Source organism: Thiobacillus sp. (assembly GCF_030696885.1).
In the GTDB taxonomy this organism is placed as follows: Bacteria; Pseudomonadota; Gammaproteobacteria; order Burkholderiales; family Thiobacillaceae; genus Thiobacillus.
The window spans coordinates 16,583-30,184 of record NZ_JAUYRI010000033.1 but is presented as its reverse complement, the minus strand read 5'-3'; the positions used below and the strand labels follow the sequence as shown (position 1 = coordinate 30,184).

General features: G+C 65.7%; 9 protein-coding genes. 1 reads left to right on the top strand and 8 read right to left on the bottom strand.

What is annotated here, in order from left to right:
* Positions 1-346: 346 nt before the first annotated feature.
* The 7 genes from Q8R61_RS14225 to alaS form a co-directional block, all read right to left on the bottom strand.
* Positions 347-2,044: a GspE/PulE family protein gene (locus Q8R61_RS14225; RefSeq protein WP_305538417.1), complete on the bottom strand. Its 1,698-nt coding sequence runs from the start codon at positions 2,042-2,044 to the stop codon at positions 347-349.
* Between the two features lie 10 nt (positions 2,045-2,054).
* The gene (locus Q8R61_RS14220; RefSeq protein ID WP_305538415.1) at positions 2,055-3,197 is read right to left on the bottom strand and encodes a tetratricopeptide repeat protein; all 1,143 of its coding nucleotides are present in this window, start codon (positions 3,195-3,197) and stop codon (positions 2,055-2,057) included.
* A gap of 55 nt (positions 3,198-3,252) precedes the next feature.
* Positions 3,253-4,998: a secretin and TonB N-terminal domain-containing protein gene (locus Q8R61_RS14215; protein WP_305538616.1), complete on the bottom strand. Its 1,746-nt coding sequence runs from the start codon at positions 4,996-4,998 to the stop codon at positions 3,253-3,255.
* 19 nt (positions 4,999-5,017) lie between these two features.
* Positions 5,018-6,322 (bottom strand): AAA family ATPase, encoded by a 1,305-nt coding sequence (locus Q8R61_RS14210; protein ID WP_305538413.1) that lies wholly within the window; start codon positions 6,320-6,322, stop codon positions 5,018-5,020.
* Positions 6,323-6,331: 9 nt separating this feature from the next.
* Positions 6,332-7,762, bottom strand: coding sequence for a sigma-54 dependent transcriptional regulator (locus Q8R61_RS14205; protein ID WP_305538411.1), 1,431 nt, complete (start codon positions 7,760-7,762; stop codon positions 6,332-6,334).
* Positions 7,763-7,896: 134 nt separating this feature from the next.
* Entirely contained in the window at positions 7,897-9,597 is a 1,701-nt protein-coding gene (locus tag Q8R61_RS14200; RefSeq protein WP_305538409.1) for a hypothetical protein, read from the bottom strand.
* A gap of 83 nt (positions 9,598-9,680) precedes the next feature.
* Complete coding sequence (alaS, locus tag Q8R61_RS14195) at positions 9,681-12,299, bottom strand: alanine--tRNA ligase (RefSeq protein ID WP_305538407.1); 2,619 nt, start codon at positions 12,297-12,299, stop codon at positions 9,681-9,683.
* 86 nt (positions 12,300-12,385) lie between these two features.
* Between alaS and Q8R61_RS14190 the strand changes: the two genes are divergently transcribed.
* Positions 12,386-12,928 (top strand): DUF1415 domain-containing protein, encoded by a 543-nt coding sequence (locus Q8R61_RS14190; RefSeq protein WP_305538405.1) that lies wholly within the window; start codon positions 12,386-12,388, stop codon positions 12,926-12,928.
* A 13-nt stretch (positions 12,929-12,941) separates the two neighbouring features.
* On the opposite strand, the gene Q8R61_RS14185 is transcribed toward Q8R61_RS14190, so the two are convergent.
* Complete coding sequence (locus Q8R61_RS14185; RefSeq protein WP_305538403.1) at positions 12,942-13,601, bottom strand: class I SAM-dependent methyltransferase; 660 nt, start codon at positions 13,599-13,601, stop codon at positions 12,942-12,944.
* Position 13,602: the final 1 nt, after the last annotated feature.

The following is a 13,602-nucleotide window of genomic DNA, read 5'->3' as shown; positions in this document are numbered from 1 at the left end:
AGCGTGGGCATTACGCGTGAGCGGCACCCGGGGTTGTTCCCCTTCAGCGCTGCCGATTTGGCGTGTGCGGGCGGGAAAAAAGCGGAACCGTGTCCGAGCTCCGCAGCACGGGGCGTTTTGTGCCCCGTGCCAGGGCGAGTTGGTGGAGCGCCCGCACGCGCGCGCCAAATCGGGTACCCGCAGGGCAGCGATGTGGGGTCGCCTTTTCTTTGGTTACTTTGGAGAACATGCCTTGGCATGTTCGACCCTAAAAGTAGCGGCGAAGCAAAAGAAAGTAACTCGCCCAAAGGCGAAAAGCGAAGCCTCTGCTTATCCGCGAAAGGAAAAAATACCGCGAGCCCCATCCTCACACCCGCCCCGTCAAGTCCACCACCCGCGCCACTTCCGTCAACGACGTGATGCCATCCAGCACGCGCTTGACGCCATCCTCGGCCAGCGGGTGGTAGCCATGCGCGAGCGCGGCGCGGCGGATTTCGTGCAGGGGCGCATGGTTGGCCACCAGTTCGTCGAGCTCGGGGTCCATCCGCAGCAATTCGATCAGCGCCAGCCGCCCCCGGTAGCCCTTGTTGCTGCAGCGCGGGCAGCCGACAGGGCGATAGATCTGCGGCGGCTGGGCGATGTCGATGCCGAGGATGCGCGCCTCGTCTTCGTCCGGCGTGTAGGCTTCCTTGCAGTGCGCACACAGCTTGCGCACCAGCCGTTGCGCGACGACGCCGATGATGTTGCCCGACAGGATGCCGGGCTGGATGCCGATGTCCATCAGGCGCGGAAACACGCCGAGCGCTGAGTTGGTGTGCAGGGTGGTGAACACCTGGTGGCCGGTCATCGCGGCGCGGAACGCCATTTCGGCGGTGTCCTTGTCGCGGATTTCGCCGACCAGGATGATGTCCGGGTCCTGCCGCATGATCGAGCGGATGCCGTTGGCGAAATCGAGCTTGAGCGTTTCGTTGACCGAGCTCTGCCGCATCAGCGTGACCGGGTATTCAACCGGGTCTTCCAGCGTCATGATGTTGACGGTCTCGTTGTTCAGGTGCGAGAGCATCGAGTACAGCGTGGTGGTTTTCCCTGACCCTGTCGGGCCGGTGACGACCAGAATGCCTTCGGGGCGCGCCATCATCAGCTGCAGTTCGCGCAGCGCGTCGTCGGTGAAACCCATCTGCTCCAGCGGCATGATGGACTTTTCGCGGTCGAGGATGCGCAGCACCAGGTTCTCGCCGTGGATGCCGGGCTGGCTGGATACGCGGAAATCGATCGGGCGGCCGTTCAGCGTCAGCGACATGCGGCCGTCCTGTGGCGCGCGCGTCTCGGCGATGTTCATCCCCGACAGCACTTTAAGCCGCACCAGGATGCCCGGCCAGTAGGTCTTGTGCAGGCTGCGGATCTGCTCCAGCACGCCATCGATGCGGTAACGGATGCGCAGGAAGGCGTGCTCGGGCTCGAAGTGGATGTCCGATGATTCGCGCTTCACCGCGTCGGTCAAGAGCGCGCCGACCAGCCGCACCACCGGCTGGGTGTATTCCTCGGTCTCGGGGTTGAGGCTCGCGTAGTCGACTTCGCCGGTCTCGATTTCGCGCAGGATGCCGTCGAGCGAGAGGTCGAAGCCGTAGAACTTGTCGATGCATTCGAGCAGCTGCGCTTCGCTCGCCAGCAGCGTGTCGATTTCGAGCTGGCCGCCGAGCGCGGCTTTCAGCTGGTCGAGCGCGACGACGTTGAACATGTCGGTGGTCGCCAGCGTCAGCACGTTGCGCGCGGCATCGTGCGCGATCGGCAGCAGGTGGTGGCGACGGGCGAACTCCTCGGGCACCAGCTGCAGCGCCTCGGGGTCGGCCACCACCTGGGTGAGGTCGATGCCCTGGCTGCCGAGCGCATTGGCGAGCTGGTCGCGCAGCACCGCCTCGGTCATGAAGCCCAGCGCCACCAGCTGACGGCCGATCGGCAGGCCGGTCGACTTCTGTTCCTTCAGGCCGATGCGCAGCTGGTCGAGAGTGATGAGCCCCTGCGAAACCAGGGTTTCGCCCATCCGGAGTTTTTTTCTGCGCTCCATACGATTGCGCTTAACGAACCGACTTCAGCTGCCGCACGCGCGCTTCGGCCTGCGCACGGTCGAAGCGGTGCGCACTGCCGCTGGTAAGCGCCTTTTCGTAATACGTCAGTGCGGCCGGATGCTGGCGCAGCTGGTCGAGGCTGACCGCCAGGTTGAAGGCGTAATCGGCATTGCCCGGTGCACCGCGCAAGGCCTCGAAGTAAGCTGCCTGGGCGTCGTTCCAGCGCGACTGCTCGGCGTACAGGTTGCCTAGGGTCTGATAAAGCTGCGGGCTGGGGTCGCGCTCGATCAAAAGCTTGAGCCGGCTTTCGGCGGCCTGACTGTCGGTATTGCCGAGCAGATCGAGCAGCGCGCCCTGCGCGGTGGCATTGCGCGGGTCGCGTTCAAGGACTTCGCGATACAGCAGCTGCGCTTCGGCGTCGCGGTTCTGCACGCTGGCGATCGTGGCCAGTCCCAGCAGCGCATCCACGCTGCGGGTGCGGGCGGCGGCCTGGGCGTAGAGCCGCTCCGCCTCGGCCAGCGCGCCGCGCTGGTAAGCCGCATAGGCCTGGTTGAGCACGTTGCTGTGCACGTCGGCCTGCAGCAGCAGCGGCGCGGTGGGTGCGGGGCTGCGCGCCGGCGACGTGCTGCGCGGCAGATTGCGCGCCGGCGGAGCCATCGCAGGTGCGGGCTCGGCCGCAAGGCTGGCCGCTGGCGCTGGTGCTTGTGCGGGTGTAGCCGGTGCAGCTTGAGGCGTGGGTGCGGGCTCGATCGCGACAGCAGGGGGCGACGCGATTCGCACCGGCGCAGGGGTGGGTGCGACAGCGGGTGTGCTGTCGATCGGCGGGGCAACCACGACGGCAGCGGGCGGCTGCAGCGCGAAGTAGAGATAGATGCCGTAGCCCAGCGCCACCAGTGCGGCCAGCAGCGCGACGAACGGCACCAGCCTGAACTGCGGCCAGCGGAAGTTGCGCGCGCGGCGCGGCGCATCGGATGAAAGCCCGTTGCTGCCGAACAGCAGACCGGGCGGCTCCACCCATTCGCGCGCCTGGGCCGCGCCGGGCGCAAGCGGCTCGAGCTCCAGGTCGCCGTCGGCCTGGCCGTTGGGTGTGTTCCCCGTACGGCCGCCCTGGGCGGCCTCGGCCTGCTTCAAGGCCTTGAGCAGCAGACTCACGGCGAACTCCGCACGTGGGTTTCAATCAGCGCGCACTCCGCGCGCCAAGCGCTATTCATTGCGCGCTCCGCGCGCTGGGCAGCAGCCGTTGAAACTGGCGCAGCTCCTCGCTTTCCAGCGTGGGGTTGGAGACGACGATGGGGCGCAGAAAGATCACCAGTTCGGTCTGGCTGTTGATCCGTTCGTGCTGACCGAACACCGCGCCGATGCCTTCCGGACGCGACAGGCCCGGCAGGCCGTCGCGCGCGTTGTTGCGGTCGTCCTGGATCAGGCCGCCGAGTATCACGGTCTGGCCGCTGCGGATTTGCAGCAACGATTCCATCTCGCGCACCTGGATGATGGGCACCTGGTTCGGGAAGGCTGCCGGGATGCTGGGATTGGGATCCCTGACGAAGCCGACATTGCGCGAGATCGTGGGCCGCACAGTCAGCGAAACCATGCCGTTCTCGTTGATCTGCGGTGTCATCGTCATCACGATGCCGACCGGGACGGTTTGCGGCGTGGTGGTGAAGGTCGTGGTGGTGTTATTGGCATTCTGATTGGTATCAGCCTTGACGGTGAAGTACACCAGGTTGTCGACCACCTTGAGCAGCGCGGTCTGATTGTTCAGCGCCATCAGCTTTGGGCTCGACAGCACCTTGGTGTTGCCGAAGGATTCCAGCAGGTCGATCGCGGCGGTGAAGCCATTGCTGCCCGACTTGGTATAGGTGGCCTGGATGAAGGGCGTCAGCGTAGCGGCCAGCGCATTGGTGCCGCCGCCGAGGGTGTTGATGGACCAGCCGGTCGCGCCTTGCAGCGCTTTCGACCAGTCGATGCCGGCGCGGTACTGGTCTTTCAGGCTGACCTCGACGATGGTGGCCTCGATCAGCACCTGGCGCTGCGCGGACTGCATCACGCGGTCGAGATACTGCTGCACCAGCTCATGCTGCTTGGCGGTGCCCAGCACGCTGACGGTGCCCGCCACCGGGTTGGCCGCGACGTCGTGGGTGCCATCGCCCGCGGGCTGGTCGGCAAACGCCGCGGTAAACAGGCTGGCCGCGCCCGCGCCGGCCTTGCTGGCGGCCTCGGCCTGCGACACGCGCTCGGCGCGCGCGCGTTTTTCGGCATCCAGCCGCGCGGCGCGTTCCTCGGTGTTTTGGGTGACCGCGCGGGTGCCGGCGAGAATGGTGCGGATGTTGTCGGCGAGCACCGTCCACAGGTCGTTGTTGGATTCGCTGGACACCGTGGTGGTGGAGGAATTTCCGCTGGCCGAACTGCCAGCCCCCCCAGTACCGGTGCCGATGCCGCCCCCGCCGGTGCTGGCGATCTGCGCCGCCACGCCGACGCTGGACGTGGTGTTGCGCGCCACGTTGACGTAGTTGACCGCATAGGTCTTGACGTAGGGGGTGTCCGGCATGATCGACACGGTGCGGCCGTTCATTTCGTAGCGCAGATTGGCCTGCCGCGCGATGCGCTCGAGGATCGCGGGCAAGGGTTCCTGTACGGCGTTGAGCGAGACGTTGCCGGCAATGCCGGGATGCAGGTCGATGTTGTACTGGGTGTCGCGCGCGATGGAAAACAGCAGGTCTTTCACCGGCACGTCGTTGACCACCACGGTGTAGGTCGGGACCGGGGCGCTCGGTCGGGGCGGCGGCAGCGCGGGGGCGGCGCGCACCGGGGCGGGAGGCGGCGCCAGTTCGACGGGCTGGCTGGGCTGGCTGATGTGGCCGGCCGAGGTGTCGAAAGCCTGTGGCGGCACGCAACCCCCGATCAGCAGCAGGCCGGCCAGCGGCAGTCCTGTCCATCCGGAGCGTTTCAACACAGCATTCATCGACGAGCCCTTATCCTGTTGGCAAGACTACAGTGCGCATTTTGCCGACCGTGCGCAGAAACGGGTCGCCGACGGGCGAGGGTGGGAGCGTGCGCAGGACCGCCAACGCCGCCTCGCGATCGGGAAATTCGCCCGCCAGGATCATCCAGGCGGGGCTGCCCTGGCTCAGACCGTGCAGCACCCGGACAGGTTGCGGGGTGGTGGCATCGAGACTTTTCAATAATACGGCTGCGCGGGCGGCATCTTTAGTCGAAGCCAGCTGGATGACATGGGTCCCGGGCGCGGCGCTGGCCAGCCAACGCTGGGTTTGCAGCGCCCGCTCGGCGAGCGTCGGTTCGGCGACGGGCGCCGGCGCCGCCGGCGACACCGCGGCGGCAGGCGAGACGGGCTGCGGCATGCCGGGCGACAGCGTAGGCCAGGCGAGCCATGCCAGCAGGCCCAGCGCGGCGGCCGCCGCGATTCCACCGGCTGCCAGCCACAGGCGTCGTTGGGACGGCTGCGAGCGTGATGGAAGCGGCATTTCGGCATCGCCGGCGGCGGCTTCCAGGTGCGCCGGGGCGAGGCTGTGGGTTTGCCCGGCGTAGGCCGCCAAGAGCGTTTTGTCGGCCAGCACGTTGATACGGCGCGACAGGCCGCCCGAAAGCTGCGCCATGCGCGCGATCAGCGGTGGCGGAAACAGGTCGGGACCGCGATAGCCGGCCACCGCCAGCCGCGCGCGCAGGTAATCGGCGATTTCGGCTTCGGCCAGCGGCGACAGGTTGAGGCTCAGCGTGATGCGGTCCTTCAGCTGGCGGATGCGCGGCTCGGCCAGATGCACGTCGAGCTCGGGCTGGCCGAACAGCACGATCTGCAGCAGCTTGTCGGTGGCGGTCTCCAGATTGGTCAGCAGGCGCAGGAACTCGAGATGGTCGAGCGCAATGCCCTGTGCCTCCTCGACGAACACCACCACCCGGCGTCCGGCCTGATGGCGTGCCAGCAGACTGGCGTTGAGCTGCGCCAGCCGGGCCTGCCGGCCGTCGGCGGGCGCCTCGCCGAGATCGGCCAGAATCGCCGCCAGCATGTCGTCCGGGTCGAGCGTGGGATTGCCGAGATAGACGCTGTCGATCGTGTCGGGCAACTGCGCCACCAGCTTGCGGCACAGCATGGTCTTGCCGCTGCCGACTTCGCCCACCACCTTGATGATGCCCTCGCCCTGGCCGATGGCGTATTGCAGCGCTGCGAGGATTTCGCCGCGCTGGCCCCCCGCATGCCAGTACTCGGTGTTCGGCGTGATGCGGAAGGGGGCTTCTTTCAGACCGAAAAATTCAAGGTACACGGAGGGGGATTATTCAGTTCCGTACGTCTGCATACGGCTATAGAGCGTGGTGCGGTTGATCCCCAGCAGCTTGGCCGCCTGCGACAGATTGCCGTGGGTCATGGTGAGCGCGGCCTCGACGTAGGCTTTTTCCCATTGCCGCAGGGTGGCGTCGAGGTTGAAGTTGGCCAGCGTTTGCAACTGCTTGCGCGCCATGTCGATCAGCGCCTTGCTGTCGCTGGCAAGCGGGATTTCCTGCGGATAGGCCTGGTCGGTATCGAGTTCGGTTTCCAGTTGCTGAACGTCGACCGCCATGCCGGGGTATTTGGTGGTGAGGCGGATAGCAATGTTGCGCAGTTCGCGCACGTTGCCAGGGAAGTGATAGTCCGCCCACAGTTGCTGCGCGCGCGTATCGAGCGTGAACGGCTGGCTCTTGGCTTCGCGCGCGTAGAAATCGCGGAAGTGGTCGAGCAGGGTGAGCTTGTCCTCGCCCATTTCCCGCAGCGGCGGCACCGCAATGGAAAACACCGACAGCCGGTGGTAGAGGTCGGCGCGGAAGCGGCCGGCCTTGATCTCGGCGCGCAGGTCGCGGTTGGTCGCGGTGACCACGCGGGCGTTGGAAAAGCGCGGCTGGGTTTCGCCGACGCGCTGGTATTCGCCGTTTTCCAGCACGCGCAAGAGCTTGGCCTGCAGTTCCAGCGGCAGTTCGCCGATCTCGTCGAGGAACAGCGTGCCGTTCTCGGCTTCCTCGAAATAGCCGGCACGCGCGCTGGTGGCGCCGGTGAAGGCGCCCTTGGCGTAGCCGAACAGGGTCGGCTCGACCAGCGTCGGCGAAATCGCTGCGCAGTTGAGCGCCAGATAGGGCTTGGCCGCACGTGGCGACAAGCTGTGCAGGCTGGAGGCGACGCGCTCCTTGCCGCTGCCGGATTCGCCCTCGATCAACACCGGGAAGGGGGCGGCGGCGTACTGCTTGATCTGCTCGCGCAGCTTGTCCATCGCCGGGCTGGCGCCGACGATGCCGGAATCCTTGACCGGCGTTGGCACCTTGTCGGCGCTGCGCTCGGCATCCTGCACCAGCAGGGCGTTGAACAGCAGCGACTTGAGCCGCTCGGGTTCGCATGGCTTGGCGACGAAATCGATCGCGCCGAGCGCACGCGCGTGGCGCGCGTTGGCCTCGTCGCTCTGGCCCGACAGCACCAGGATCTTGATGCTGGGCGAGATGCCGAGCAGGTCGGCGATCAGGGCAAAGCCCTCGTCCGGCTTGTGTGGCTGCGGCGGCAGACCGAGGTCGACCAGCGCCAGTTGCGGCGGCTCATCCAGCTGCATCATCAGGCTCTTGACCTGGGCTCGCGACTCGGCGGCCGAGATCTCGAAGTCCTTGCCCAGAACGTAGGTAAGCGTGTCGGAAATCAGCGGGTCGTCATCGACGATCAGCAGGCTCGGTTTGTTGGTTTGGGACACATATCCTCCAGGTCCAATGGTGTCGCGACCGCGCCTGCTCTCGGGGAGAAGGGGATTATTGTGCGCGTGTCGGATTTTCGACGATTGTGCCAGAGGAACGCTGAAAGTTAAACCAGCCCGTGCGGCTGGCGGCGTCAGCCGGGCTGGGGAACCACCGTGACGCGCATCCAGCCCTCGCTGTGCTCAATCGGATTGCCCAGCGTGATGAGCCGGGGCTGGCCCATGCCGCGCAGTTCGGCGGTTTTGCCCGGCATGAAATGCACGGGGTCGAGGATGAGGCTGTCGGGGGTGCCGTCGTTGCGGGCCAGCAACAGGCTGGCGTGCGGCAGCCCCCCGCCGTTGCTGTCGAAACCGTCTACCAGATAACCCGACGGCGAGATTTCGTAGAGCGTGACCAGGGCGGGCGGCTCGCGCAGCGTTTCGACCCCGATCGAGCTGGTATCGTCGTTGATGCGCGAAATGCGGCGCACGATGCCGATTGCCCAGATCCGGGCGTCGTGCGGCTTGATGCCGATCAGGGCGCCGACCCGCAGCCAGTCCCGGTCGCGCGATTCCACAATGGCGCCGTAGCCGCATTCGCTTTCGTCGTGCATGACCCAGCGTTCGACGTCGGGCGAGACCGCGACGGTCGGAACATGCAGGTGCGAGACGCGTTCGCGGGTGCGGTCGGTGATGAAGCCATACACCTGCACATCGTCGACTTCGCTGTAGCTGAGTCCAGTGCCGTAGGGCGATGCGGTCCCGCTTTCGCTCGCCTTGAGTTGGTTGACGATGGCGTTGATGCCGTGTGCCACGTCGACCAGGCGCTTGCTTGCCTCGCGCGGCGCGCGGCGTTGCTCGCGGGTGGCGAGCGGTGCCCACTGGTGCAGCAGGTGGTGCAGCAGTTCGAGGCTTTCGCTGGTGCGTGCGCCGCTGGTCAGGCCCAGTTCCGAAGGCGCGATGTGCCCGGCGCGCAATGAGGTTTGCAGTTCGTCCAGCTTCTGCAGCAGCCCGGCCGTGCTCCAGTAGCGCAAGGGCTTGTCGTCGTTGGGCTTGCGGACATGGCGCGGCCCGTGGTCGGCCGACAGGTCGATGTAGAAAGTGTGGGTATCGGACGCGAAAGCGGTATCCAGGCTCAGCGAGTCGTGCCAGCCGCACAGCCAGCGGTCGAGCAGGTCGAGCTGGCGCGGGTAGAGCGTACCGGAGTTGGCCAGGTCGACCATCAGGATATGCAGATAGGCCGTTTCGCAGTTGCAAGTTGCCGCGTCCTCGGGATACACCCGCTGCGGTAGCCGGTGGAACTGCCCGGTTTCGGCGACGCGATACAGATTGTGCAGGCGCAGCCACAGTTTCTCGCTTGCCGGCAGGTAGCGGATCGCGCGCCACTTCAGCAGCTGGCCCATGGCGCGGATCGCGCGCAGCGTGACCAGCTGGATGTCGGCATCGTGCGGTGTCTTGCCTACTCCCTGGGTGAGATGCAGCACAAAGGCGTGGTAGCCCCGCGCCACTTCCCAATAATGGCCGTACACGGCGTGCCAGAGCTGGCTTTCCAGCGAGCGCGACATGCGCGGGTTGCGCAGGTATTGGCGCACCAGGGTGTCCTGCAGGTCGCTCGCCTTTTCGTCGAGCAACATGAAAATCATCAGTCGATCGCGCGTGTACTTTGACGAATTTTCCGCATTGAAGCGCTTGAGTTCCTGACAGATGGCCTGCTGAGCCTTGAAGGCGTCGCCGACCGGCAGATTCTCGATCCAGCGTATCGCTGCGCGCGGACTGGCCTGCGGATTGTCGCCTCCGGTGCCGAAAGGCACGAGTCGGGAAAGGTGCGAAGCAAGTTTGGCGGCCAGTGAACTCATCGTCTCAGTCTATCTATCGCAGGGATCGGAATGCATGCATACGTGCATGGCACGGATGATCGTGCAAAAACTGTTCCAACAGGTCAAGACAGCCTGCCTTGTACCCAAGCGGGCACCGAGGCGAGGGCCGCCGGCAAGGCGCCCGGCGCGTTGCCGCCGGCCATCGCCATGTCCGGTTTGCCGCCGCCCTTGCCGCCGACCTGAGTGGCGACATGGTTGACCAGATCGCCGGCCTTGATGCGGCCGGTCACGTCGGGCGTCACCGCGGCGATCAGGCTGACCTTGCCGTCGGCCACCGTACCCAGCACCAGCGCGCAGGATTGTAGCTTGTCGCGCAGCTTGTCGGCGGTCTCGCGCAGGCCCTTGGCGTCGACGCCGTCGAGTAGCGCCGCCAGCACGCGCACACCGGCGACCTCGACGGCCTGCTGCACCAGTTCGTCGCCCTGGCTGGAGGCGAGCTTCGACTTCAGGCGGTCGAGCTCCTTTTCCAGCGCGCGGCTGTGTTCCATCAATTGGGTCACGCGCTCGGCCGCTTCCGCCGGGGTGGCCTTGACCAGTTGCGCAATCGCGCCGAGGTTCTTTTCGGTTTCGCCAAGGTAGCTGAGCACGCCGGTGCCGGTGGTCGCCTCGACCCGGCGGATACCAGCGGCGACGCCGGTTTCCAGCAGGATCTTGAAAGCACCGATGTCGCCGGTGCGCGTAACGTGGGTGCCGCCGCACAATTCGCGCGAACTGCCGATGTCGAGCACCCGCACCTCGTCGCCGTATTTCTCGCCGAACAGCATCATCGCGCCGGTCTTCTGCGCCTCGTCGATCGGCATCACGCGCGCCTGGGTCGCGGTGTTGGCGAGGATCTCGGCGTTGACGCGCGCTTCCACTTCGCGGATTTGCGCGGCGCTCATCGGGCTCGGCTGCACGAAGTCGAAGCGGGTTTTTTCAGCATCCACCAGCGAGCCCTTCTGCTGCACGTGATCGCCCAGCACCTCGCGCAATGCCTTGTGCATCAGGTGGGTGACCGAGTGGTTGCGCATGGTGCGGGCGCGCGCGTCTTCGTCGACCCGCGCGAGGACAGCGTCACCGAGCGTCAGCGAGCCGGTCTTCACCACGCCGTGGTGGCCGAATACCTGCGCCTGAATTTTCAGCGTGTCCTCAACTTCGAACACGCCGTGGGTGCTCTGTAGCGCGCCGCGATCGCCGACCTGGCCGCCGGACTCGGCATAGAAGGGCGTGTGATCGAGCACGACCACGCCGAGTTCGCCTTCCCTGAGTTCGTTGACCGCGGCGCCGTTCTTGTAGAGCGCGAGCACGGTGGCGTCGCGCGTCAGCGTGTCGTAGCCGTGGAAGGTGGTCGCCGCGCCCGCGTAGTCCAGCCCGGCGCCGAGCTTGAACTTGCCGGCGGCGCGTGCCTGGTCCTTTTGCCGTTGCATCGCGGCGTCGAATGCGGCGGTGTCGACGTTCACATTCGCCTCGCGGCAGATGTCGGCGGTGAGGTCGAGCGGGAAGCCATAGGTGTCGTGTAGCTTGAACGCCAGTTCGCCGTCGAACACGCCGCCGGCGGGCAATGTCTTCAGCGTGGTTTCGAGGATGCCCATGCCGTGCTCAATGGTCTCGAAGAAGCGATCCTCTTCCTGCCGCAGGATGTCGGTGACGCGCGCCTGCGCCTTCATCAGTTCGGGGTAGGCGTCGCCCATCACCGTCGCGAGGTCGGGCACGATGCGATGGAAGAAGGCGGTGCGCGCGCCCAGTTTGTAACCATGGCGGATCGCGCGGCGGATGACGCGGCGCAGCACGTAGCCGCGCCCCTCGTTGCCGGGAATGACGCCGTCGACGATCAGGAAGGAACAGGCGCGGATATGGTCGGCAATGACCTTGAGCGAGTTGCTCGCAAGATCGCTGGTTTGCGTCTCGCGCGCGCCGGCGGCGATCAGCGCCTGGAACAGGTCGATTTCGTAGTTGGAATGCACGTGTTGCATCACCGCCGAAATGCGCTCCAGCCCCATGCCGGTGTCAACGCTGGGCTTGGGCAGCGGGTGCATCGTTCCGGATTCATCGCGGTTGAACTGCATGAACACGTTGTTCCAGATTTCGATGTAGCGGTCGCCGTCTTCATCCGGGGAGCCGGGCGGGCCGCCGTAAATGCCCTCGCCGTGGTCGTAGAAGATTTCGGTGCAGGGACCGCAGGGGCCGGTGTCGCCCATCGCCCAGAAGTTATCGCTGGCGTAGCGCGCGCCCTTGTTGTCGCCGATTCGAATGATGCGATCCTTAGGCACGCCGATGTCGTTGTGCCAGATGTCGTAGGCCTCGTCGTCTTCGGCGTACACCGTGACCCACAGCTTTTCGGTCGGCAGCTTCAAGACCTGGGTCAGGAATTCCCACGCATATTTGATCGCGTCCTGTTTGAAATAGTCGCCGAAGCTGAAGTTGCCCAGCATCTCGAAGAAGGTGTGGTGGCGCGCGGTGTAGCCAACGTTTTCCAGGTCGTTGTGCTTGCCGCCTGCGCGCACGCAGCGTTGTGACGACACCGCGCGGGTGTAGGCGCGTGTGTCCTGGCCGGTGAACACGTCCTTGAACTGCACCATGCCGGCGTTGGTGAACAGCAGGGTCGGGTCGTTGCCCGGCACCAGCGGGCTGGAGGGAACAATGGTGTGGCCCTTGGAGGCGAAGAAGTCGAGGAAGCTCTGGCGGATGGCGCTGCTTTTCATTTTTAAGGGGCTTTTGCGTGAACGGCGGACAATAAGCCATTGTATCCGTTAAAGTTCCGCCCTTACAGGCGTTTGGGGCAGGCAACATGGACGAAGCTGAAGTCATCGCGGCCATGCGGGAATGGATCGACAAGGCGGTCATCGGGCTCAACCTGTGCCCGTTCGCCAAGGCGGTCTACGTGAAGAACCAGGTGCGCTTCGTGGTCAGCACGGCCCGGCATCTGGACGGCCTGCTGGAAGACCTCGACCGCGAGCTGGATTTTCTCGCTGCCGCCGATCCCGAAGCAGTCGATACCACGCTGTTGATCCATCCCACGCTGTTGCCGGACTTTCTCGATTTCAACGATTTCATGCAGCTGGCCGAGGCCGCCATCGACGAGCACGGGCTGGACGGCGTGATCCAGATCGCCAGCTTCCACCCACGCTTCCAGTTCGAGGGCACCGCGCCCGACGACCTCGGCAACTACACCAACCGGGCGCCATACCCGACCCTGCATCTGTTGCGCGAGGCCAGCATCGCGCGCGCAGTGGCGGCCTTCCCCGAGGCCGAGACGATCTATCAGCGCAATATCGAAACCCTGCAGAACCTGGGGCTGGCGGGCTGGCAGGCCTTGTGGCGCAAGCCCTGACGGGTGCGCCAGGTCAGCCTTCCCGTTTGAACAGCAGGGCGACATTCGGGCAGGGGATTTCACATGCCCAGCCATGCTGCCGGGCCAGATGATGAAACGTCGCGGGCCGATAGAACACCACATGAGTCGGATCGCGCCGGTAATGCCAGTCGGCAAAGCGCGTGTCGTCGGTCAGGAAAGCCGTCATCACGGCCAGCACGCCGCCGGGCTTCAGCAGCTGTTCGAGCCGCCTGAATTCATCGGCGGGATGGTGAAAATGCTCGGTCACTTCGGTGCAGGAGATGAAATCGTAGGCCTGGGCAAGCACGGTCGCATCGTCGAAGTAGAACGGGTCGTACAGCGCCACGATGTGCCCCGCCTCGCGCAGCATGGCCGCCAGTACCGGCCCCGGTCCGCAGCCGTAGTCCAGCCCGTGCTGCGCGGGGGGCAGGCGGTCGAGGAGCGGCCTGGCCAGATGCCCGAGGAAGCCGCGATACGCAGCGTCATCCGGTTCGTTGCAATGCAGGCGGTATTGCGCCGCTTCGGTGGCGGCGTCCGGGCGCTGCGCGGGGTCGAGAAAAGTCGCCTCGCAGTCAACGCAGCGCCAGTAGTCGCGCGCGACGACGTGGAGAAAGAATCGCGCTGACGCGGCTTCGCAAACCGGGCAGCGCATCAGGCCGGTGGCACAGGGCAAC